The following is a 20579-nucleotide window of genomic DNA, read 5'->3' on the forward strand; positions in this document are numbered from 1 at the left end:
CGACTAAAGCCGACATTGATGTCGACTGATACACCGCTATCGCGAGCAATCGAGCGTCGACCGGCTGCTCCCACAGTGATCTACGAAAGCCGCACCAGACAAACCCCGGGGAAATCCGGGGTTTGTCGTTTCTGGCCACCCCGCTATCATTCGCGGATATTTTGGGGGATTTGACTGATGCTCAATGGCCTGTGGCTTGGCTTCTTCATCGTGGCAGCCGTTTCGGCGCTGGCGCAGTGGCTGATTGGTGGTAACGCCGGGATATTCGCGGCGATGGTGGAGAGCATTTTTGCCATGGCCAAGCTGTCGGTCGAGGTCATGGTGCTGCTGTTCGGCACCCTCACCCTCTGGCTGGGTTTTCTGCGCATTGCCGAGAAGGCCGGCATCGTCGAATGGTTGGCCAGGGCCTTGGGACCATTGTTTTTGCGCCTGATGCCTGAAGTCCCGCCTGGTCATCCAGCCATCGGCCTGATCACCCTGAACTTCGCCGCCAACGGCCTCGGTCTGGACAACGCCGCCACGCCTATTGGCCTGAAGGCCATGAAAGCGCTGCAAGAACTCAACCCCAGCGCTACCGTCGCCAGTAACGCACAGATCCTGTTCCTGGTGCTCAACGCCTCTTCGCTGACCCTGCTGCCGGTGACCATCTTCATGTATCGCGCCCAGCAAGGCGCGCCTGACCCGACGCTGGTGTTCCTGCCGATCCTGCTGGCGACCAGTTGCTCGACCATTGTCGGCTTCCTGTCGGTGGCGTTCATGCAGCGCCTGCGCGTCTGGGACCCGGTGGTGCTGGCCTACCTGATCCCCGGCGCCCTCGCCCTCGGTGGTTTCATGGCGTTGCTGGCGACCCTTTCAGCGACCGCGCTGGCGGGCTTGTCATCGATCCTCGGCAACCTGACGCTGTTTGGCCTGATCATGCTGTTTTTACTGATCGGCGCGCTGCGCCAAGTGAAGGTGTACGAGGCCTTCGTTGAAGGTGCCAAAGAGGGTTTCGACGTCGCCAAGAACCTGCTGCCCTATCTGGTGGCGATGCTCTGCGCGGTGGGTGTCCTGCGGGCCTCCGGGGCGCTGGACTTCGGCCTGGACGGGATTCGTCATCTGGTGGAGTGGGCCGGTTGGGACACGCGCTTCGTCGATGCGCTGCCGACGGCGATGGTCAAACCTTTCTCCGGCAGTGCCGCCCGGGCGATGCTGATTGAAACCATGAAGACTTCGGGCGTGGACAGCTTCCCGGCGCTGGTGGCGGCGACAATCCAGGGCAGTACCGAGACCACGTTCTATGTCCTGGCGGTGTACTTCGGTGCCGTGGGCATTCAGCGTGCGCGCCATGCAGTTGGCTGCGCATTGCTGGCGGAACTTGCCGGGGTGCTGGGTGCAATCGGCGTTTGCTACTGGTTCTTTGGTTGATCGGCGCCTTCAGCCAGCGTCTTAAGCGCGGCCTTGCGCTCATCCGTCGGCAAGCCGCCGAGCTTTTCCGAGGCGGCATAGAACCTGGGCCAATCGCCATCCACCTGATGGAACAGCGCGTCAAATGCCGGTACCCACTGGTCGTACAAGCCAAACGGCAATAGCCGGGCATTGTTCATGGGGGCATGAATCCAAGCGTCGTAGCGTTTGTCTCCAGCCCACTGACTGTCGCGCAGTTGCCGGTATTCGCTGCGCAAGCGCTCGAACTCGGCCGCCTTGCGCTGGCGCATCTGTTTGGTTGGCAATGGCAAGGCGTAGAGCTTTTCCAGCCTGGCGCGGGTTTCCAGCACCAATTCAGTGAACTGGTCGCGCTGACGCGCCTGCGCATAGTTGTCCGGTGGCAGGTGGCGATAGGCCCGCCATTGGCGAGTTCCTTCCTGCTCGACGAAGGTGGCAAAGGATTCGTTGAACTCGGTGTCGTCCTTCACATAGACGCGCTGATGGGCCAGTTCGTGAAAGATCAGCGTGGCCAGTCGCTCATCCCCCCAGCCCATCATCGAACTGATGATCGGGTCGTTGAACCAGCCGAGTGTCGAATAGGCCTCGACGCCGCCAATCGACACGTCCATGCCCTGCAAGCGTTGCAAGGCTGCTTCGCCGCGAGCTGCGCTCTGACTGTAGTACCCGCGATAGGCCACGCAGCCGGCGATGGGAAAACAGTGGTTTACAGGCTTGAGGGAAAATTCCGGCGTGACGAAGACATTCCAGACGACGAAGGGACGGCCAATGTCCGCGTACAAGCGGTAACTCTGGTTGTCCGGCAGGTGCAATTGCCGGCTGGCGAACGTTCGGGCCTTTTGTGATTGCTCCAGGTGTATACGCAGTTTTTGGTCGCGCGCCGGGTCGGCAATCACGCTGGAAACCGGCTCCCTGGCCCGCAGCAGCTGCATTTGGCCGCTGGCCAGTTGACTGTAATAGCTGATGCTGGTGCAACCGTTGAGCAACAAAAACAACACGCCCGGAAACAAAACGCGAAAAACGCGATCAAGTAACCCAAGGCTAGGAAGCGGCCTGATCACAATAATTCTTCCTTGGAGAGTCTTCTCGCAAGACTATCCCGCCTGACTGGAGCTCCGCTATGCGCACGATGATACTGACAGGAAGTCTGCTGTTGCTGGCCGGCTGTGCCGGATTCGGAATACCCCGCCATGATCCTGCGCAAGCCTGGATCGACCTGGACTCGAAGCAAGAAGATACAGCGTTGCAGGCATTGGAGGTCGATGACAAGGCCACCGACGATAAACGCTACTTCGAGGTTCAGCCCGGTAGCCATGAATTGACAGTCCGCTACCAGTTTCCGGTGCAGCCCACCAACATCGGCCCCGACGCCGAGCCATTGTGGCGCGATTGTCAGTTGAACGTGAAATTCAAGGATTTCAACGCCGGCGAACGTTATCAACTGCAAGCGGGGAACATCGGTTTCCGGCCGTGGGCCAAGCTCTACGATCAGCAGCGAAAAGTGATCGGCCATGGCACCCCTGCGGGCTGCCAACATACCTGATCGGCGTTATGCTGGATGCATATCCCCTGGGACATCCATCATGCGCAGGTTAATGCTGTTACTCGCCGTCGGAGTGGTCGCGGGCTGTCAAAGCCCGATGCCGACACCTGATCCAAAAATGGCCTGGGTTGATTTTTCGACGCCCTTCCCTAACGACAAGTTGTTGATGGCTGAACGCCTGGACAAACAACGATTGCGCGATGGGCGTTATTTCGAAGTGACGCCCGGCAGCCACGAACTGATCGTGCGTTTCGACTTTGAAGTCCCTGGCGGTGGTGGCTTGAGTACGATGAGCGGGCCCTCTGAGCGGCTATGCTACCTGACCATCCGTTATGATCATTTCGAAGCCGGTCAGCGTTATGTACTCGAAGGCCGCTCCATAGCGTTTACCCCCGGCGCCCGCCTGTACAACGCCAAGCGCGAGATCGTCGCTGAAGACCGGGAAGCCAACTGCCTGATGTGAGATGTCAGCGGTCGTTCTTCTGGTAGATGATTTTTTTGCTGCCGTTTTCGCACGAGCCAACGACCATGTTCTGGTCGTGCACTTCGTCGTTAGTGACGATTTCAAGCGTGTAGGAAGTGACGCCACTGGCCTGGATCTTGGCTTCGATCTCGGCCTTGAGCTCTTCGCAGGGTTTCGGTGCTGCGAGGGCCGACGTGGCCAGCGCACAACAGATAACCGCCAGGGCAAAACGTTTCATGGTTGAAGCTCCTTTGAGGCAGCACGCCTATTTACAGGTTTTCGCTGCTGTCATTTATTCGACCATATTATTAGCGGGCAAATCTGTCACGACGCAAAAAAGATCGCAGCCTTGGGCACCTCTTGCCGAATGATCCCGACAAGTTGCGCAAGGCTGCGATCTTTTCTTTGCAAAAATGAAGATCTAGCTGACCAATGTTGCCTCCAGGCTGATCTTGGCATTCAGCACTTTGGATACCGGGCAGCCCTCTTTGGCCTTGTTGCTGAGTTCTTCGAACTGCGCCTGGCTTGCCCCGGGGATCTTCGCCTGCAGAATCAATTTCACTGCGGTGATCGCAAAACCGCCGTCCACTTGATCCAGAGTGACTTCCGCCTGGGTATCGATGCTATCGGCCTTCAGGCCGGCGTCACCGAGAATCATGGAGAACGCCATGGAAAAACAGCCGGCGTGGGCAGCGCCGATCAACTCTTCCGGGTTGGTGCCCCGGCCGCCTTCGAAGCGCGCCTTGAAGCCGTAGGGGGCTTCCCGAAGCACGCCGGTTTCTGTGGAAATCGAGCCGATGCCGGTTTTCAGATCACCTTCCCAATGAGCCGATGCTTTCTTGACGATAGCCATGCCTGCCTCCTGAAGGTCGGCGCGAAAGGTCGCGCCTGTGGGGTTTTCGGTTGTCAGGGTTGTGAGGATAGACGAAGGGGCAAAGTTCACTTCGTCCGATCAATCTGCTTTTTTCGCGGGATTTTTTACCGGGCTATTGAAACTCGGGTATATGCCCACATTGCATGAACACGCTTTTGGATTCGGCAGGTTTGCGTTCGCAAGAACAAACCTGCGCCCTCAATTGGAGAAGCAGGTTTATGAAACGACTGTCCGATATCAAGTTCTCGACCCTCGATCTGGTGCCGGTGCGCGAGAACGGCAGCGCGGCCCAGTCGCTGCGCAACTCGCTTGACCTGGCGCAGCACGTCGAGAGGTTCGGTTACAACCGCTTCTGGGTGGCTGAGCACCACAACATGGACGGCATCGCCAGTTCCGCGACTTCGGTACTGCTCGGTTATCTGGCCGGTGGTACATCGACCATTCGAGTCGGCTCAGGCGGTGTGATGTTGCCCAACCACGCACCCTTGGTGATTGCCGAGCAGTTCGGCACCCTGGAAAGCCTTTATCCGGGCCGGATTGATCTGGGCCTGGGGCGCGCGCCCGGTTCCGACCAGATGACTGCACGTGCGTTGCGCCGAGAGCGCTCCGGCAGTGCCGACGACTTCCCGGAAGATGTGGCGGAGCTGGTGCGCTACCTCGGGCCACGTACCCCGGATCAACGGATCATCGCCATGCCGGGAACCGGGACCAATGTGCCGGTCTGGTTGTTGGGGTCGAGCCTGTTCAGTGCACAGCTGGCCGGTGAACGCGGTTTGCCCTACGCCTTCGCTTCACATTTCGCGCCGCGCTACATGCATGAAGCGATTCGGGTCTACCGCAATCACTTCAAGCCCTCAGCCGTTTTGGACAAGCCCTACGTAATGCTCGGCGTGCCATTGGTGGCAGCCGATACCGACGAGCAGGCCGATTACCTGGCGACTTCGGTGTTCCAGCGGATTCTCGCCCTGATGCGCGGCCAAAGCCTGGTACAGCGTCCGCCGGTGAAGACCATGGACGGCCTGTGGCTGCCCCATGAGAAAGAGGCTGTGCACGATTTCCTTGGACTGGCCATGATTGGCAGCCCACAGAAAATCCGCGCCAAACTCGAGGTCCTGATCGAACAGACCCAGGCTGACGAGCTGATTTTCACCTGTGACCTGTACGAACATTCGGATCGCGTACATTCCTACGAGCTGCTCGCGCAGGTCATGCGCGGCTGATACTCAAACGGCAGGCATGAAAAAGCCGGCGCCAGGGCGTCGGCTTTTTCAATCAGGCGAGGACCGGCCTACTTTTTGTAGACGATCACTTTGGCGCCCTTTTCGCATTGACCAACGACTTTTCCGCCAGATGCACTACCTTTATCGACAATCTCCAGCGAATAACCGGAAACGCCCTTGGCATCAAGTTTCGCTGCGATTTCGGCTTTCAGCTCTTCGCATGGCTTGCCACCATCTGCCAATACGGTCCCCGCAAGGCTCAACAAACCTACCGCCAACATAAACTTCTTCATCGGTTGCATTCCCTGGTCGGATCATAGGGGTAACCAGCCGTCAGCCGGACGCACTCATTCAGCGCTTTGCCATTCCCTATGGCATTCGTCCGGCGTGCAAGTTCAGAAGACTAGCCCAAAGTCAGCTGCTGGCAATCCGGAATCCGACTTTCAGGGTCACCTGAAAGTGCGCAGCCTTGCCGTCCCTGATGTGCCCACGAGTCTCGGTTACTTCAAACCATTCCATGTACTTGATGCTTTTGCTGGCTTCGGTCAGAGCATTGTTGATCGCATCTTCGATACTGCTGGTGGACGAGCCGACCAGCTCGACTTTCTTGTAGGTGTGATGGTCAGACATGGCGTTCTCCTTGGCGTGTGAATTACAGCCTAGCAGTGATTTTTCCTATTTCTTCTGTTGGCCGTTCTGAGAGTGAAGTTCAGATTTTCTGCACTTTCTCGAACCTCTGAAGTCCCAACCAACACACGCCACTCATCACCAATGCAGGAGAGCCACCATGGCCAACACCTCGTTACGCAAAGCCTCATTGCAAAGCATGGAAGCCGAGATCGAGAGTCTGCTCAAGTCTTTGGAAAACCTGAAGGACGACGCCTCGGACGAGTCGCGTAAAACCCTCAAGACCCTGAAAGGCAACGCCGAGAATGCCTTGAAGCACTCGCGTCATCTGCTTGCCGACGCCTATGAAGAGGTCAAGGTCAAAACCCGCGAAACCGGGATTGCCACCCGGGACTACGCCCAAGAGCACCCCTGGACGACAGCCGGTGTCGCCGTGGGCGCATTGGGCCTGCTGGCCGCTTATCTGTTGTGCAAGCGTGATTAATCCGCCCGGCGCAGTTCGCTTTTCAGCCACTGCGCCAGTTGCCGGGCGCGCCCGTCCGCGGCGCGCTTGGGTAGCCACAACGCCAGTTGTGCCGGGGTTTCACTGAAACCCCAGGGCGCAACCAGGCGGCCGGCCTTCAAGTCCTCCACCACCAGGGGTTCGGGGGCAATCGCCACGCCCAGACCCGCGACGGCGGCTTCCAGCAAGTAGTACAAATGCTCAAATCCCTGACCGTACTTCAACGCCCTGGCGTCGAGGCCGCATTGTTGCGCCCAGTTTGGCCAGGCTTGCGGGCGTGAGGTGGTGTGCAGCAAGGGTTCGTTCAGCAGTGCGCTTTCCGGCGCTTGCTTGAGCCGCTCATAGCCGGCGAACCGAGGGCTCATGACCGGACCGATACGTTCGCTGGCCAGCTCGAAAACCTGCATGTCCGCCGGCCAGGGTGGCTCGGCAAAGACCAGCAAGGCATCCAGTCCCGGTCTTCGCGGATCGAGATCGCCTTCTCCGGCCGACAGGTGCAGGCGCAGGTCCGGCAGGTCGGCATTGAGTCTCCCCAGTCGCGGAATAAACCAGCGTGCCAACAGGCTTCCTGAGCAACCGAGCACGAACGGAGCGTCGGCCGTGCTTTGTGTGAGTTCGGCGCAGACGCTGCGCAGGCGCTCGAAGGCTTCGCTGCTGGCGTCACGCAGGCGTAGGCCGGCATCTGTGAGTTTCAGGCCGCGACCGTCCTTGATGAACAGGCTGACGCCGAGGTGTTCTTCAAGCACCTTGAGCTGCCGGCTGACCGCACCATGGGTGACATGCAGCTGTTCGGCCGCCTGACTGACGCTGTTCAAGCGGGCAGTGGCTTCGAAGGCGCGAAGCGCATTCAGCGGAGGAAGGTCATGGCTCATGGAATCTGTGAGTTTTCCTGACAGGTTGTGGCGATCTTATCGGTTTTCAGGCCGGGGCGTCAGGGGTAGAGTGAAGCCCACTATCTCTTTACGCATCACTTCACGCATTCAACTGGAGCGCCAAATGACCCAGACTAATCTGCGCAACGGCCCTGATGCCAACGGCCTGTTTGGCGCGTTCGGTGGCCGCTACGTTGCCGAAACCCTGATGCCGTTGATCCTCGACCTGGCCCGTGAATATGAATTGGCCAAGGAAGATCCTGCATTCAAGGAAGAACTGGCCTACTTCCAGCGCGACTACGTCGGACGTCCAAGCCCGTTGTACTTCGCCGAGCGTCTGACCGAGTTCTGTGGCGGCGCAAAGATCTATCTCAAGCGCGAAGAGCTGAACCACACCGGCGCGCACAAGATCAATAACTGCATCGGCCAGATCCTGCTGGCGCGACGCATGGGCAAGAAACGCATCATCGCCGAGACCGGCGCCGGCATGCACGGCGTGGCTACTGCCACCGTGGCTGCACGTTTCGGCCTGGATTGCGTGATCTACATGGGCACCACTGACATCGAACGCCAGCAGGCCAACGTGTTCCGCATGAAGCTGCTGGGCGCCGAGGTTATCCCGGTGGTCGCCGGCACCGGCACGCTGAAGGATGCAATGAACGAAGCCTTGCGTGACTGGGTGACTAACGTCGACAGCACGTTCTACCTGATCGGCACCGTGGCCGGACCGCACCCTTACCCGGCGATGGTCCGCGACTTCCAGGCCGTGATCGGCAAGGAAACCCGCGAGCAGTTGCAAGCCCAGGAAGGTCGCCTGCCGGACAGCCTGGTGGCGTGCATTGGCGGTGGCTCCAACGCCATGGGCCTGTTCCATCCGTTCCTCGACGACAAGAGTGTCGAGATCATCGGCGTTGAAGCGGCCGGTTACGGCATCGAGACCGGCAAGCATGCGGCCAGCCTGAATGGCGGCGTTCCAGGCGTGCTGCACGGCAACCGCACTTTCCTGCTGCAGGACGACGATGGCCAGATCATCGATGCCCACTCGATCTCCGCCGGCCTCGACTACCCGGGCATCGGTCCGGAACACGCCTGGTTGCACGACATCGGCCGCGTTCAGTACACCTCGGTGACCGACGACGAAGCCCTCGCCGCGTTCCACCAGTGCTGCCGCCTGGAAGGGATCATCCCGGCCCTGGAAAGCGCCCATGCCCTGGCTGAAGTATTCAAGCGCGCACCGAGCCTGCCAAAGGATCACCTGATGGTGGTCAACCTGTCCGGCCGTGGCGACAAAGACATGCAGACCGTGATGCACCACATGGAACAATCAACGCAGGAGAAACACTGATGAGCCGCCTGCAAACGCGTTTTGCCGAACTCAAGGAACAGAACCGTGCCGCCCTGGTGACCTTCGTTACCGCTGGCGATCCGGGCTATGACACCTCCCTGGCAATCCTCAAGGGCTTGCCGGCGGCTGGCGCCGATGTGATCGAGCTGGGCATGCCCTTCACCGACCCGATGGCTGACGGCCCGGCCATCCAGCTCGCCAACATCCGTGCGTTGGGTGCCAAACAGAATCTGGCGAAAACCCTGCAAATGGTTCGCGAGTTCCGCCAGGACAACAACGAAACGCCGCTGGTGCTGATGGGTTACTTCAACCCGATCCACATGTACGGTGTACCGCGCTTCATTGCCGAAGCCAAAGAGGCCGGCGTTGACGGCCTGATCGTGGTCGACCTGCCGCCAGAGCACAACGGCGAGCTGTGCGACCCGGCGCAGGCTGCGGGCCTGGACTTCATTCGCCTGACCACGCCAACCACTGACGATGTGCGCCTGCCGACCGTTCTCAACGGCAGCTCCGGTTTCGTCTACTACGTCTCGGTGGCCGGTGTGACTGGTGCCGGTGCCGCCACGCTGGAACACGTCGAGGAAGCGGTTGCCCGTCTGCGCCGCCATACTGACCTGCCGATCAGCATCGGTTTCGGTATCCGGACTCCGGAACAGGCAGCGTCCATTGCGCGTCTGGCTGATGGCGTGGTGGTGGGTTCGGCGTTGATCGATCACATCGCCAATGCCACGTCCCCGGAGCAAGCCGTGGATGGCGTGCTGAGCCTGTGCTCGGCATTGGCCGAAGGCGTGCGTAAGGCCCGCGTCAGCTGAAGGCAACGTTCCTGATTCAGAGACTGAACAGCAAAACGCTGTAAACCTTGTGGGAGCGAGCTTGCTCGCGATAGCGGCGTGTCAGCCAACATCAATGCTGGATGTGCAGCCCTCATCGCGAGCAAGCTCGCTCCTACAGGTGTGGGGTCAAGGCAACTCTAATCCGCCTGCTGCCTTGTGCAGTTTGCGCAAATGCTCGCCAATCTGCTTCACGTTGGCTTCGTTGGCGGCCATTTCGGCGGCACGACCCGGTTCGAGCAACGCTCTCACTTCCTTGTCCAGGTCCCCGGACAGCGCCAGAAGCTGCTTCTGGCGCTGGCTGCTTTCCGATTCCAGATGCTCCCACTCGCTCGGCTGTGGCAAGCCATATCCGTTGGTGCCCAGAAGTTCTGCCGGACGGCTGAGGAAGCCACTGTTGGCGAGAATGTCCTTGAGCGTCTGGTTGGCCTTGTCCATGCCGCCATTCTGCAGTTCTCGGGCGCCCAGATAGCGCTGCTTCACTTCATCCTGAGCCAGCAGCAACTGCTGACGGAAACTGGCCTGTTCCAGCAGGAGCAACGCCGCGCTGGTGCGCAGGTCCGCCTGCTCGAACCATTGCCGACGATCCGCGGCTTTCAAGTCCAGCCAGTCTTCGACGGTTTCCTGTTTGATCGGCAAGTGCTTTTTCAGGATTTCGAACATTGCCTGATAGCGTTCGCGGAAGGAATCGAAACGATAACCCAAGCGCAAGGCTTCTCGCGGATCGTCCAGCACACTGGTGTCCGCCAGCCCTCGACCTTTGAGCACTTCCAGTAAACCGTTGGGCATGATGTTGTCGAGCCCTACCAATTTCGGGTTGTTGGTGCCGCCGCGCAGCAATTTCAGTTCTTCCACCGCGCAGTTGTTCGACAGGAAGAAGTAGTTGCCGTCGTAGCTCCAGTGCATCTCGGCGGCACGCTCCACCACGTCTTCAATCTCTGTGCGCGACAGGTTCAGGGGCACGGAGGCCAGGCTGCGCAGTTCGGTCTTGGTATATTCGTCGATGACCTGGGACAGCGGCAGGATAAACAGCCGCGACGGGTATTTGCCGACCAGGCCATCCCAGCTCGACAACTGTACGTCGCCGACGAAGGCGCGATACGACAGCACCAGGTGCTGGTCCAGGTCCAGTCGGCAATCCGGACCACGGGGGCGGCCCGGCGCGCAGATCACCAGACGCAGCATGCTGTGGCCCCAGCGGCTGAACAGGTTCTGGTTAGCCTCGGCCAGCAGATAGTCAACGGCATAGACCCGCTCCGGATCGACCTGCCCCAGCGGTGTCTTGGCGAAGTCGTTGCCGGCATTGAGGAACGCGACGGTTTTGCTGCAGGTGTCACTGGCGGCGGGCGCCCAGCCGAAATGCTCTTTGTAGTAGCGATACAGCGCGGGACGGCGGCAGGCGTAGCTCGGGTCAAGGAGGAAATACTCCATGTTGACCGCGACGAATTCCTTGGGGCTGCTGGTCTCGTAGATATCCGGACTGCGGGCAATCTGGCGATTGTGCTGTTCGCGTTCACCCCGACGGCCTACGTATTGCTGCCAGCCGGCCAGGTCGAGCAGGCGCGGATCGTCGCTGAGGGTAAAGCGACGATCGGACTGGCCCCGACATTGGTCGGGTATGCCGACCAGCCCTGAGCTGTTGTTGCGCCGGGTGCAGCGCTGAATCAGCTTGCGCTCGTCATCCGGCCACAAGCGCGAACGGTCGTAGATGTGAGTCAACTCGTGCAACACAGTGGCCAGCATTTCCCGACGCACGGTGCCATGGGGGCGATGGGTTTTTTTGCTCGCGGCGCTGCCATCGGTGAGACCGGCCAACAGGTTGCGGTTCAGATCAAGCTCGGACACCAGGGATGCCTGGCCGTAGGCATTGCGCGGCATGTCATCGGTCCAGCCGACGACGATACGGCGGTCCAGCTGCTCGATGAAACGTGGCGGCAGCGCCTGCATGGCTTCATCTAGCAACGCTTGGCTGGCTTGCTGTTGCGCGGGCGTCAGACCTTCTGTCCTGAGTTGCAACTGAAGGCCTGCGTGGGCCGTGTTGCCGAACAGCAACAGGGCCCCGGTCAGCAGCCAGGTACGTGGACACCTCACAGTGCGAGGATGGCTTCGGCGAGATCCTGATCGCTGGCGTCGCGCGCTTCCGGCACGCGGGTGCGCAGCAGGTTGAAAGCGGACTCCAGGTGAGCGCCGCGAATGTCGCCATTGCTGGCGACGAAACTGGCGGCGTCGTCCTGGGCTTCGCGCACGATTTTCGAATCGCGAATGGACGTGGTGGTGTCGGAGGTGAAATCGAGGGTGCGCTGGGTCGCACGGATCAGGATGTTACTGGTGGCAACCAGAGTATGTGCCTGGGCCACGTCGGCCAACAGCAGCAGGCCGAGGATGGCAGCAATCAGCGGGTTACGCATGGATCGAACTCCAGAAAAACGGGGATAACTATTGGACGAGAATTGCTTGCGCCAGTTCAAGGTCGCTGGCATGAAGTTTTGCCTGGGTCTGGCGCAGATACCGAAGGGCCGACTCCAGTCGTGCGCCTCTCATCAGACCGTCACTGGCAATGAATGCCGCGGCGTCGTCGTGGGCGGCGAGCAGTAGTTTATGGTCGAAGGGGGCGGAGGTCACGAGGCTTGTGGCGTAACCACTGGCGACGGTGCCCTGTGTGGACAGGTTAAAGGCGTCATAAGCGTGGGCTGATGCGCAGTAACCCAGAGTAAGAAAAACTGGAGAGATCAAGGGAATGGAAAGAAAACGCATGAGACTCGACAGTTGAAAGTGAGTCCCAAGGCTAGCGCAAGGGCCGGTCTAGAGCCAGTGCCGAAACATTGGGACACGCCGGGCGTGCCCCATGTCTGTACTGCCGTTTAGATGGTCAGGATCGCCTGAGCCAGTTGTGCGTCTGTTGCACTCAGTTGCGGCGCCTTATGGCGAATGTGATCGAGGGCGCTTTCCAGCTTCACACCGCGGATGGAGCCTTCGCTGGCGACGAAGCTGGCGGCGTCGTCACGGGCGGCGAGGACGATCTTGTCATCCTTGAACGACGACGAAACGATGTTGGTGGTCGCATCGGATGTGGCCTTGAGCGCGTTGACCACAGCATCCGTGGTCACGATGAAGCTGGAGGCTTGGGCACCGGCAGCCACGGCAAACAGGGCCGCGGCGCTAAGCAGGCGAAGACGGGACATGGGGTAACTCCTTTTGGTAGACCATTTGAAATATGGCGCAGTGTCTGCAAAGTCAGACGCCAGGCACTCGGCGTTCGCCACGTTCTGAAGTGATATTAGGCCTGTCTGTGTCGGTTCGCACAGCCCTGACTCCTCACGCAGGAAGTCAGCGCCAGAACGGTTTATCCAATTCATTGCTGCGGTCGGCGTGTCCGATACCCGGATCCGCTAGCTGACGATCATCGAGTTGAGCCAGCAAACGTCGCGTTCTCGCCCTTTCCAGGCCCGCGCAGAGCCCCTTCAGCAGCCCTCTAAGCCTGTGCTGGCAAGGTCTCGATTGAGCCGAGGGAATGGAAAAATCCTGTAGGTTCTTCATGGCTCTGTCCCTGTCCTGGTAAGTGGAGAGCTCCATGTTGACCCCCGCTGAATATCCACTACAGACACACAGCGGCGATATTGTACTCATGCAGTTTGTGTTTTTTGCAAACTGTACTGGTGTTCAGGTTTCTCTTCTGTAAGACCGGATTTGCCAGGCCAAAACGACAAAACCCGTCGTGGTTGCCCACGACGGGTTTTGTTTTTTCAATTCGGGTTGCTGGCGGTGGACCTTAAGGTCAGATCCAGCGACGCTAACTTAGCGCCAGAACGGCTTGCTCAGCTCTTCGTAGCGTTGTGCTTCGCTAATCCCGGCGTCAGCCAGCAGACGCGAATCCAGGCGAGCCAGTTGATGGCGGCTGGTAATGCGGCGCTGCCACAACATCAGATTGGCGATAACGCGCAGAGGCAGGGAAGCCTGGGTTTTTGCAGCAGTGTCTTCGAAGAACAGATCGGAACTGAGTGTACGTTCCATGGTGGTCATCCTTCCGCTTGTGGCGGGATTAGGTAGTGGTTTAACTGGTGCCCATGATCCTCTTGTTTGCCTAGTCTCTGTAGATACAGTTCATCTGTATTGTGAGGGCTCAGTTAACTGTTTATAGGGGGTGTACTGGTCGAAATTGAGGCAACTGTACCTGCCTGCACTGTTTTGGTGCATAAATGCTGTTTTACCCCGAGAGGGTAGGAATTTACCGTAGGAAATGACCAGTACAGCAGTACAGTTTTTTTCATATTGCGAGGGTGGCAAGAGCAAGCTGGCGAAACTGTGTTTGCGCCAGCTGTTATCTGTAGCAATTACTTCTTCAGCATGTGCCCGGTTTCTTCCAGGTTTATGTGCCAACTGAGTGCGTCACGCAGGATGTGCGGGGTATGTCCGCCGATGGCACACGCTGCGCTGAAGTAATCATTCAGCGCCTGGCGGTAATCCGGGTGCACGCACCTGTCGATGATGACCCGGGCACGCTCCCGGGGCGCCAAGCCTCGCAAGTCTGCCAAGCCTACTTCGGTCACTAGGATGTCGACATCATGTTCGGTGTGGTCAACATGGCTGACCATCGGCACCACGCTGGAGATTGCGCCGCCTTTGGCAATCGACTTGGTCACGAACACGGACAGGTGCGCGTTGCGCGCGAAATCGCCGGAGCCACCGATGCCGTTCATCATCCGGGTGCCGCAGACGTGGGTGGAGTTGACGTTGCCGTAGATGTCGAACTCCAGCGCCGTGTTGATGCCGATTATGCCGAGGCGGCGCACCACTTCCGGGTGGTTGGAGATTTCCTGCGGGCGCAGGACCAGCTTGTCCTTGTAACGCTCCAGGTTGCCGAACACATCGGCGTTGCGCCGGCTCGACAGGGTGATCGAGCTGCCCGAAGCAAAGCTCAGCTTACCGGCGTCGATCAGGTCGAAAGTCGAGTCCTGCAGCACCTCGGAATACATCGTCAGGTCTTCGAACGGCGAGTCGATCAGGCCACACATCACCGAGTTGGCGATGGTGCCAATACCGGCTTGTAGCGGACCGAGCTTGTTGGTCATGCGTCCGGCGGCCACTTCCTGTTTGAAGAAGTCGATCAGGTGGTCGGCAATGGCTTGGGTCTCGGCGTCTGGCGCCAGCACCGTGGAGGGTGAGTCAGCCTGATTGGTGACCACGATGGCGACGATTTTTTCCGCTGGAATCGGGATGGCGGTGCTGCCAATGCGGTCGTCGACACTGACCAATGGAATCGGAGTGCGGGTCGGGCGATAGGTCGGGATATAGATGTCGTGCAGGCCTTCGAGGTTCGGATTGTGCGCCATGTTGATCTCGACGATCACATGCTTGGCGAAAATCGCGAAGCTGGCCGAGTTGCCTACCGAGGTGGTCGGCACGATATGCCCTTGCTCGGTGATCGCAACGGCTTCAATCACGGCAATGTCCGGCAGTTTCAATTGCTGGTTGCGCAACTGCTCCACGGTTTCCGACAAGTGCTGGTCGATGAACATGACTTCACCGGCGTTGATCGCCTTGCGCAGGGTGCTGTCGACCTGAAACGGCATGCGCCGCGACAGCACGCCAGCTTCGGTCAACTGCTTGTCGAGGTCGTTGCCCAGGCTTGCGCCAGTCATGAGGCTGATCTTCAGCGGCGTGACCTTGGCGCGCTCGGCCAGCGCCTGGGGAACGGCCTTGGCTTCGCCGGCGCGAGTAAAACCACTCATGCCGACGGTCATGCCGTCCTCAATCAGGGCGGCAGCGTCGGCAGCGCTCATCACTTTGTCCAACAACGAAGGCAGGCGAATACGGTCACGGTACATGGATTGTTATCTCGGGCAACAGGTAGCAGGACGTGCAGTCTAGTGAATTGCGCTGGCTTCTGTCCCGCTACCAAGGTCGCAATCGAGGCGTCTATTCCGGGCCTTTCAAGCAAAACACCGTTACCGGATCGGTAACAAAAGAATAGTTTGTCCGACGATTTGCGCAAACAAAAACGCCCCGACGAGTCGGGGCGTTGTGTGTACCGCAGAGGATTAGTCGACGGCTTTTACCATGTCTTCGATGACCTTTTTGGCGTCACCGAACACCATCATGGTTTTGTCCAGGTAGAACAGTTCGTTGTCCAGGCCGGCATAGCCGCTGGCCATCGAGCGCTTGTTGACGATGATGGTCTTGGCCTTGAACGCTTCGAGGATCGGCATGCCGGCAATCGGCGATTTCGGATCGTTCTTCGCGGCCGGGTTGACCACGTCGTTGGCGCCCAACACCAGCACCACGTCGGCCTGACCGAACTCGGAGTTGATGTCTTCCATCTCGAACACCTGGTCGTAAGGCACTTCGGCCTCTGCCAGCAACACGTTCATGTGGCCCGGCATACGACCGGCAACGGGGTGGATCGCGTACTTCACGGTCACGCCGCGATGGGTCAGCTTCTCGGTCAGTTCCTTCAGTGCATGCTGCGCCCGTGCTACCGCCAGGCCATAGCCCGGAACGATGATCACGGTGTCGGCGTTGGTCAGCAGGAAAGTCGCGTCGTCAGCCGAGCCGGATTTCACCGGGCGTGCTTCCTTGGCGCCTGCCGGACCTGCGTCGGCTGTATTGCCGAAACCGCCGAGCAGTACATTAAAGAAGGAGCGGTTCATCGCCTTGCACATGATGTACGAGAGGATCGCACCGGACGAACCTACCAGCGAACCCGCGATGATCAGCATCGAGTTGTTCAGCGAGAAGCCGATACCTGCCGCTGCCCAGCCGGAGTAGCTGTTGAGCATAGACACGACCACTGGCATGTCCGCGCCACCGATCGGGATGATGATCAGCACACCCATGATGAAGGCCAGGGCCAGCATCAAGGCGAAGGCGCTGAGGTCGCCGGTCAACATGAAGGTGATGCCCAGGCCCAGAGTAGCCACGCCCAGCAGCAGGTTCAGTTTGTGTTGACCGGTGAACTGTACCGGTGCGCCCTGGAACAGGCGGAACTTGTACTTGCCCGACAGCTTGCCGAAGGCGATGACCGAGCCGGAGAAGGTGATCGCACCAATGGCGGCACCGAGGAACAGCTCCAGGCGGTTACCGGCCGGGATCGCGTCACCCAGCTGCGCAACGATACCCAGCGACTGCGGCTCGACGACCGCTGCAATGGCGATGAACACCGCGGCCAGGCCGATCATGCTGTGCATGAAGGCGACCAGTTCGGGCATTTTGGTCATTTCCACGCGTTTGGCCATGATCGAACCGGCAGTGCCGCCGATCAGCAGGCCGACGATCACGTAGACGATACCGTCATGGGCCAGTTCGGCACCGAGCTTGTAGATCAGGCCGACCGTGGTGAGGATCGCCAGGCCCATGCCGAGCATGCCGAACAGATTGCCGCGACGCGACGTGGTGGGATGCGAAAGGCCCTTGAGCGCCTGGATGAAGCAAACCGAGGCGATCAAATACAGGGAAGTAACCAGGTTCATGCTCATGCTTGCTGCACCTCAGCCTTGACTGCTTCGGCCTTGGCGGCCGGAGCTTTTGCCGGGGCCGCTTTCTTCTTGAACATTTCCAGCATGCGTCGGGTGACCAGGAAGCCACCAAAGACGTTGACCGCGGCCAGGGCCACGGCCAGGGTGCCCATGGTCTTGCCCAGCGGGGTCACAGTGAGGGCGGCGGCGAGCATGGCGCCGACGATCACGATGGCCGAGATGGCGTTAGTGACAGCCATCAGTGGCGTGTGCAGTGCAGGTGTAACGTTCCAGACCACGTGGTAGCCGACATAGATGGCCAGCACGAAGATGATCAGGTTGTAGATACCGTGAGAGATCAGCATGTCTTCCATTGTTTTTATCCTCAGCCGTTCTTGCGCACGATCTGGCCGTCGCGGCACATCAGGCACGCGGCGACGATATCGTCTTCAAGGTTGATCACCAGTTGTCCTTCTTTATCGAACAACAGTTTCATGAAGTCCAGCAGGTTGCGTGCGTACAGCGCCGAAGCATCGGCCGCCACTGCGCCCGCCAGGTTGGTCGGGCCAACGATGGTCACGCCATTTTCGACGACCACCTGATCGGCCACGGTCAGCGGGCAGTTACCGCCCTGGGCGGCCGCGAGGTCGATGACTACTGAGCCCGGTTTCATCTGTGCCACGGTTTCTGCGCTGAGCAGCGTCGGTGCCTTGCGACCGGGAATCAGTGCTGTGGTGATGACGATGTCAGCCTGCTTGGCGCGCTCGTGCACGGCCGCGGCCTGGCGCTGCATCCAGCTGGCCGGCATCGGCCGGGCGTAACCACCGACACCAACGGCGCATTCACGCTCTTCGTCGGTCTCGTAAGGCACGTCGACGAACTTGGCGCCGAGGGATTCGATCTGCTCTTTCACCGCAGGACGCACGTCTGAGGCTTCGATCACCGCACCCAGGCGTTTTGCCGTGGCAATGGCCTGCAATCCGGCTACACCGGCACCAAGGATCAGCACGCGCGCCGCTTTTACGGTGCCCGCAGCCGTCATCAGCATCGGCATGAAACGAGGGTAATGGTGAGCGGCCAGCAAGACAGCCTTGTAACCGGCAATGTTGGCTTGCGACGACAGCACATCCAGGCTTTGGGCGCGGGAGGTGCGTGGCGCAGCCTCCAGGGCGAAGGCGGTAATGCCGCACTCGGCCATCTTGGCGATGGTTTCGTTGTTGAACGGATTGAGCATACCCACCACAACGGTGCCGCTTTTGATCAGCGCCAGCTCGCTGTCGCTGGGGGCGACCACCTTCAAAATCAGCTCTGCTCCAAACGCATCATTGGCGCTGCCAATGGTTGCGCCTGCCGCTTCATAGGCACTGTCGACAACGCTGGCATTAACGCCGGCGCCGCTTTGTACAGTGACCTTATGACCCTGGCTGATCAGCTTCTTGATGGTTTCCGGGGTTGCAGCAACCCGTGTTTCACCGGTCTGGGTTTCGAGAGGAACACCAATGTGCACGTCAAATCTCCTGCGTGATCTTATTGAGTAAACCCATGCACTACGGATGGTGCGGCTGGGGCGGCCGATCAGCACGATCCCGCCAAATCAGGGCGGGGCGCGGCATTTTGCAGGCGAACTTTGTGCCCTTCAAGGGATTATGACGGGTGACGGAAAATTAACTACAAGTCACCCCGTGACCGAATGTCGCAACCAACCGGCTCGATCCCTTGCAAACCGTGCTTTACAAGGATTCTGGCCGAAATTGAAGAATTTATACATCGGCCGTATGAATGATGCGGCATCGCCTCGAAATAGTGGCCCAAAGCCGCGTGATCTGGCGCTTGTGGGACGTTTGTACGACTTTTCGATACAGTTTGCTGTTATGCGACAAATCCGTATATCTGTAGGGCTTTGTTTTTGCTGACTACGGGGTCAAGTAACGTGGAGAAGCCTTTACTCCTCTAGGCTGTAGCTGTGCGCCTGATTTACCAGCCAGTCACGAAATGCCCTTAAAGACGCGGATTCGACCTTTCGCTCAGGAATCATCAGGTAATAAGCCTTGATGCTGGACAGTGCTTGCGGGTTGGCGATCACCAGACGTTTTTCTTTCAACTCCCTTTGAATCAGGAACGGCGGAATCAGGGCAATGCCCATGTCATGCATGGCCGCTTGGGCGAGCATGGAGAATAGCTCGTAGCGGGGGCCTGTCATGTCTCGCGGGACATTCAGGTGTTGGGAATCGAACCACTGGCGCCAGGCATAAGGACGGGTGGTTTGTTGCAGCAGGGGCAAATCGGCGATTTCGCCGGGCGTAAGGCTGTTGTTGTTTCCGAGCAGGTTGGGGCTGCAAACGGGCATCGGATTTTCACCCATCAGCCTGTGGGATTCTGTACCTGACCAATCCGCGTCGCCGAAGTAGATCGCGGCATCGAAATCAGTGTCGGCGAACAGGAACGGGCGTGTGCGGTTGGTCAGGTTGACCGTCACTTCCGGGTGCTTGTGCTGGAAGTCCTTGAGTCGTGGCAGCAGCCATTGGGTGCCGAAGGTCGGAACCACGGCCAATTCGATTACGTTGGTGCCCTGCTGGCCCATCACGGACAAGGTGTCGCGCTCAACCGCATCAAGTTGAGTGGCGATCCGGCGGCTGTAGGAAAGCCCGGCCTCCGTCAGCTTCACTCCACGCCGCGAACGTCGGAACAGTTCTACGCTGAGGAACTCCTCAAGGCTGGCGATCTGTCGGCAAATCGCCCCCTGGGTCAGCGAAAGCTCCTGGGCGGCCTTGGTGAAGCTTTCATGGCGCGCCGCGGCCTCGAAGCTGATCAGGGCGGTGGTGCTGGGTATCTTCCTGCGCATGTACGTCAACCTCACTAATGCATCGCATAAAAGCTCTTTTGCGACGTTTCGGAGTGAGAAATTAGCACAACAGTATGCGAAATCCTCGTTTGCCGTAGCGCCGATCCAGGCCTAGGATCACTCCACGTTATTTGACCCGATTCGAGAGGACACACTCATGGGCGGTAAAGCTAGCTTCAACTGGATCGATCCCCTGCTGCTGGATCAACAGCTCACTGAAGAAGAACGCATGATTCGCGACACGGCTGCGCAGTTCGCTCAGCAGAGCCTGGCGCCGCGCATTCTTGAAGCTTTCCGCCATGAGAAGACCGATCCGGCGATCTTCCGCGAAATGGGCGAAGTGGGTCTGTTGGGTGCAACCATCCCCGAGCAGTACGGTGGCAGCGGCCTGAACTACGTCAGCTATGGCCTGATCGCCCGTGAAGTCGAGCGTATCGACTCCGGTTATCGCTCGATGATGAGTGTTCAGTCCTCGCTGGTGATGGTGCCGATCAATGAGTTCGGTACCGAAGCGCAGAAGCAGAAGTACCTGCCGAAACTGGCCTCGGGCGAGTGGATCGGCTGCTTCGGTCTGACCGAGCCTAA

25 protein-coding genes (1 of these 25 only partly in view) are annotated in these 20579 nt (G+C 59.2%); 8 read left to right on the forward strand and 17 right to left on the reverse strand.

Going from position 1 to position 20579, the window contains the following annotated elements; genetic code table 11:
- The first annotated feature begins 177 nt into the window (after positions 1-177).
- Entirely contained in the window at positions 178-1407 is a 1230-nt protein-coding gene (locus ACXX83_RS25130; RefSeq protein ID WP_015092921.1) for a spore maturation protein, read from the forward strand.
- Here the strand turns inward: ACXX83_RS25130 and ACXX83_RS25135 are convergent.
- Complete coding sequence (locus ACXX83_RS25135) at positions 1389-2486, reverse strand: aminopeptidase (RefSeq protein WP_458549893.1); 1098 nt, start codon at positions 2484-2486, stop codon at positions 1389-1391. The genes ACXX83_RS25130 and ACXX83_RS25135 overlap by 19 nt on opposite strands.
- A 59-nt stretch (positions 2487-2545) precedes the next feature.
- On the opposite strand from ACXX83_RS25135, the gene ACXX83_RS25140 reads away from it, so the two are divergent.
- Both ACXX83_RS25140 and ACXX83_RS25145 read left to right on the forward strand, forming a co-directional pair.
- Positions 2546-2968: a PA0061/PA0062 family lipoprotein gene (locus ACXX83_RS25140; RefSeq protein ID WP_015092923.1), complete on the forward strand. Its 423-nt coding sequence runs from the start codon at positions 2546-2548 to the stop codon at positions 2966-2968.
- A 40-nt stretch (positions 2969-3008) separates the two neighbouring features.
- Positions 3009-3431, forward strand: coding sequence for a PA0061/PA0062 family lipoprotein (locus tag ACXX83_RS25145; protein ID WP_015092924.1), 423 nt, complete (start codon positions 3009-3011; stop codon positions 3429-3431).
- A 4-nt stretch (positions 3432-3435) separates the two neighbouring features.
- On the opposite strand, the gene ACXX83_RS25150 is transcribed toward ACXX83_RS25145, so the two are convergent.
- Together ACXX83_RS25150 and ACXX83_RS25155 are read right to left on the reverse strand one after the other, a co-directional pair.
- Positions 3436-3669, reverse strand: coding sequence for a DUF1161 domain-containing protein (locus ACXX83_RS25150; RefSeq protein ID WP_015092925.1), 234 nt, complete (start codon positions 3667-3669; stop codon positions 3436-3438).
- Between the two features lie 183 nt (positions 3670-3852).
- Positions 3853-4284 carry an OsmC family protein gene (locus ACXX83_RS25155; protein WP_116579880.1) on the reverse strand — a complete coding sequence of 144 codons (432 nt, stop codon included), beginning with the start codon at positions 4282-4284 and terminating at the stop codon, positions 3853-3855.
- Between the two features lie 239 nt (positions 4285-4523).
- On the opposite strand from ACXX83_RS25155, the gene ACXX83_RS25160 reads away from it, so the two are divergent.
- Entirely contained in the window at positions 4524-5525 is a 1002-nt protein-coding gene (locus ACXX83_RS25160; protein ID WP_458549895.1) for an LLM class flavin-dependent oxidoreductase, read from the forward strand.
- Between the two features lie 68 nt (positions 5526-5593).
- Here ACXX83_RS25160 and ACXX83_RS25165 read toward each other — a convergent pair whose 3' ends face one another.
- Together ACXX83_RS25165 and ACXX83_RS25170 are read right to left on the reverse strand one after the other, a co-directional pair.
- A complete protein-coding gene (locus ACXX83_RS25165; RefSeq protein ID WP_015092928.1) occupies positions 5594-5818 on the reverse strand; it encodes a DUF1161 domain-containing protein in 225 nt (74 codons plus the stop codon).
- A gap of 121 nt (positions 5819-5939) precedes the next feature.
- Positions 5940-6155, reverse strand: coding sequence for a dodecin (locus tag ACXX83_RS25170; protein WP_015092929.1), 216 nt, complete (start codon positions 6153-6155; stop codon positions 5940-5942).
- A 157-nt stretch (positions 6156-6312) separates the two neighbouring features.
- Between ACXX83_RS25170 and ACXX83_RS25175 the strand changes: the two genes are divergently transcribed.
- Entirely contained in the window at positions 6313-6636 is a 324-nt protein-coding gene (locus ACXX83_RS25175; RefSeq protein ID WP_095967836.1) for an ElaB/YgaM/YqjD family protein, read from the forward strand.
- Here ACXX83_RS25175 and ACXX83_RS25180 read toward each other — a convergent pair.
- Entirely contained in the window at positions 6633-7526 is an 894-nt protein-coding gene (locus ACXX83_RS25180) for a LysR family transcriptional regulator (RefSeq protein WP_458549897.1), read from the reverse strand. The genes ACXX83_RS25175 and ACXX83_RS25180 overlap by 4 nt on opposite strands.
- 124 nt (positions 7527-7650) lie before the next feature.
- Here ACXX83_RS25180 and trpB point away from each other — a divergent pair, with 124 nt between their 5' ends.
- On the forward strand, positions 7651-8871 hold the full coding sequence (gene trpB / locus ACXX83_RS25185; RefSeq protein WP_015092932.1) for a tryptophan synthase subunit beta: 1221 nt from the start codon (positions 7651-7653) through the stop codon (positions 8869-8871).
- Positions 8871-9683 carry a tryptophan synthase subunit alpha gene (gene trpA, locus ACXX83_RS25190; protein ID WP_015092933.1) on the forward strand — a complete coding sequence of 271 codons (813 nt, stop codon included), beginning with the start codon at positions 8871-8873 and terminating at the stop codon, positions 9681-9683. Before trpB ends, trpA begins: the two co-directional genes overlap by 1 nt.
- A 147-nt stretch (positions 9684-9830) precedes the next feature.
- Here trpA and ACXX83_RS25195 read toward each other — a convergent pair whose 3' ends face one another.
- From ACXX83_RS25195 to ACXX83_RS25245, 11 genes are all read right to left on the reverse strand, one after another.
- Positions 9831-11792 (reverse strand): DUF7844 domain-containing protein, encoded by a 1962-nt coding sequence (locus ACXX83_RS25195; RefSeq protein WP_458549899.1) that lies wholly within the window; start codon positions 11790-11792, stop codon positions 9831-9833.
- A complete protein-coding gene (locus ACXX83_RS25200) occupies positions 11789-12109 on the reverse strand; it encodes a DUF2388 domain-containing protein (protein ID WP_008045884.1) in 321 nt (106 codons plus the stop codon). The genes ACXX83_RS25195 and ACXX83_RS25200 overlap by 4 nt, the downstream gene beginning before the upstream one ends.
- 28 nt (positions 12110-12137) lie before the next feature.
- The gene (locus ACXX83_RS25205; RefSeq protein ID WP_458549901.1) at positions 12138-12455 is read right to left on the reverse strand and encodes a DUF2388 domain-containing protein; all 318 of its coding nucleotides are present in this window, start codon (positions 12453-12455) and stop codon (positions 12138-12140) included.
- 107 nt (positions 12456-12562) lie between these two features.
- The gene (locus ACXX83_RS25210; protein WP_015092936.1) at positions 12563-12883 is read right to left on the reverse strand and encodes a DUF2388 domain-containing protein; all 321 of its coding nucleotides are present in this window, start codon (positions 12881-12883) and stop codon (positions 12563-12565) included.
- 145 nt (positions 12884-13028) lie between these two features.
- Positions 13029-13238 carry a DUF1127 domain-containing protein gene (locus ACXX83_RS25215; RefSeq protein ID WP_217836810.1) on the reverse strand — a complete coding sequence of 70 codons (210 nt, stop codon included), beginning with the start codon at positions 13236-13238 and terminating at the stop codon, positions 13029-13031.
- A gap of 258 nt (positions 13239-13496) precedes the next feature.
- Positions 13497-13712, reverse strand: coding sequence for a DUF1127 domain-containing protein (locus ACXX83_RS25220; protein WP_007969750.1), 216 nt, complete (start codon positions 13710-13712; stop codon positions 13497-13499).
- A 320-nt stretch (positions 13713-14032) separates the two neighbouring features.
- Entirely contained in the window at positions 14033-15526 is a 1494-nt protein-coding gene (scpC, locus tag ACXX83_RS25225; protein WP_458549903.1) for a succinyl-CoA:acetate CoA-transferase ScpC, read from the reverse strand.
- Positions 15527-15739: 213 nt separating this feature from the next.
- The gene (locus tag ACXX83_RS25230) at positions 15740-17173 is read right to left on the reverse strand and encodes an NAD(P)(+) transhydrogenase (Re/Si-specific) subunit beta (protein ID WP_007969748.1); all 1434 of its coding nucleotides are present in this window, start codon (positions 17171-17173) and stop codon (positions 15740-15742) included.
- Positions 17170-17526, reverse strand: a complete 357-nt coding sequence (locus tag ACXX83_RS25235; protein WP_007992881.1) for an NAD(P) transhydrogenase subunit alpha part 2 — start codon at positions 17524-17526, stop codon at positions 17170-17172. Before ACXX83_RS25235 ends, ACXX83_RS25230 begins: the two co-directional genes overlap by 4 nt.
- A gap of 11 nt (positions 17527-17537) precedes the next feature.
- Positions 17538-18659, reverse strand: coding sequence for a Re/Si-specific NAD(P)(+) transhydrogenase subunit alpha (locus ACXX83_RS25240; RefSeq protein WP_007969746.1), 1122 nt, complete (start codon positions 18657-18659; stop codon positions 17538-17540).
- A 435-nt stretch (positions 18660-19094) separates the two neighbouring features.
- Positions 19095-19994 (reverse strand): LysR family transcriptional regulator, encoded by a 900-nt coding sequence (locus ACXX83_RS25245; protein WP_015092939.1) that lies wholly within the window; start codon positions 19992-19994, stop codon positions 19095-19097.
- 157 nt (positions 19995-20151) lie between these two features.
- On the opposite strand from ACXX83_RS25245, the gene ACXX83_RS25250 reads away from it, so the two are divergent.
- Positions 20152-20579 carry the 5' end (the start) of an acyl-CoA dehydrogenase gene (locus tag ACXX83_RS25250; RefSeq protein WP_007992884.1) on the forward strand. The gene runs 754 nt beyond the window's last position, so only the first 428 of its 1182 coding nucleotides appear in the window; the start codon lies at positions 20152-20154; its stop codon lies beyond the right edge, outside the window.

The sequence above is a fragment of the Pseudomonas sp. GNP012 genome (assembly GCF_054343835.1).

Coding starts and splice junctions, on each gene's coding strand:
- ACXX83_RS25235 (WP_007992881.1), bottom strand. CDS start 17,526: ATGGAAGACATGCTGATCTCTCACGGTATCTACAACCTGATCATCTTC.
- ACXX83_RS25140 (WP_015092923.1), top strand. CDS start 2,546: ATGCGCACGATGATACTGACAGGAAGTCTGCTGTTGCTGGCCGGCTGT.
- ACXX83_RS25145 (WP_015092924.1), top strand. CDS start 3,009: ATGCGCAGGTTAATGCTGTTACTCGCCGTCGGAGTGGTCGCGGGCTGT.
- ACXX83_RS25215 (WP_217836810.1), bottom strand. CDS start 13,238: ATGAAGAACCTACAGGATTTTTCCATTCCCTCGGCTCAATCGAGACCT.
- ACXX83_RS25180 (WP_458549897.1), bottom strand. CDS start 7,526: ATGAGCCATGACCTTCCTCCGCTGAATGCGCTTCGCGCCTTCGAAGCC.
- trpA (WP_015092933.1), top strand. CDS start 8,871: ATGAGCCGCCTGCAAACGCGTTTTGCCGAACTCAAGGAACAGAACCGT.
- ACXX83_RS25230 (WP_007969748.1), bottom strand. CDS start 17,173: ATGAGCATGAACCTGGTTACTTCCCTGTATTTGATCGCCTCGGTTTGC.
- ACXX83_RS25160 (WP_458549895.1), top strand. CDS start 4,524: ATGAAACGACTGTCCGATATCAAGTTCTCGACCCTCGATCTGGTGCCG.
- ACXX83_RS25165 (WP_015092928.1), bottom strand. CDS start 5,818: ATGAAGAAGTTTATGTTGGCGGTAGGTTTGTTGAGCCTTGCGGGGACC.
- ACXX83_RS25170 (WP_015092929.1), bottom strand. CDS start 6,155: ATGTCTGACCATCACACCTACAAGAAAGTCGAGCTGGTCGGCTCGTCC.
- ACXX83_RS25175 (WP_095967836.1), top strand. CDS start 6,313: ATGGCCAACACCTCGTTACGCAAAGCCTCATTGCAAAGCATGGAAGCC.
- ACXX83_RS25220 (WP_007969750.1), bottom strand. CDS start 13,712: ATGGAACGTACACTCAGTTCCGATCTGTTCTTCGAAGACACTGCTGCA.
- ACXX83_RS25155 (WP_116579880.1), bottom strand. CDS start 4,284: ATGGCTATCGTCAAGAAAGCATCGGCTCATTGGGAAGGTGATCTGAAA.
- ACXX83_RS25200 (WP_008045884.1), bottom strand. CDS start 12,109: ATGCGTAACCCGCTGATTGCTGCCATCCTCGGCCTGCTGCTGTTGGCC.
- trpB (WP_015092932.1), top strand. CDS start 7,651: ATGACCCAGACTAATCTGCGCAACGGCCCTGATGCCAACGGCCTGTTT.
- scpC (WP_458549903.1), bottom strand. CDS start 15,526: ATGTACCGTGACCGTATTCGCCTGCCTTCGTTGTTGGACAAAGTGATG.
- ACXX83_RS25245 (WP_015092939.1), bottom strand. CDS start 19,994: ATGCGCAGGAAGATACCCAGCACCACCGCCCTGATCAGCTTCGAGGCC.
- ACXX83_RS25210 (WP_015092936.1), bottom strand. CDS start 12,883: ATGTCCCGTCTTCGCCTGCTTAGCGCCGCGGCCCTGTTTGCCGTGGCT.
- ACXX83_RS25130 (WP_015092921.1), top strand. CDS start 178: ATGCTCAATGGCCTGTGGCTTGGCTTCTTCATCGTGGCAGCCGTTTCG.
- ACXX83_RS25150 (WP_015092925.1), bottom strand. CDS start 3,669: ATGAAACGTTTTGCCCTGGCGGTTATCTGTTGTGCGCTGGCCACGTCG.
- ACXX83_RS25205 (WP_458549901.1), bottom strand. CDS start 12,455: ATGCGTTTTCTTTCCATTCCCTTGATCTCTCCAGTTTTTCTTACTCTG.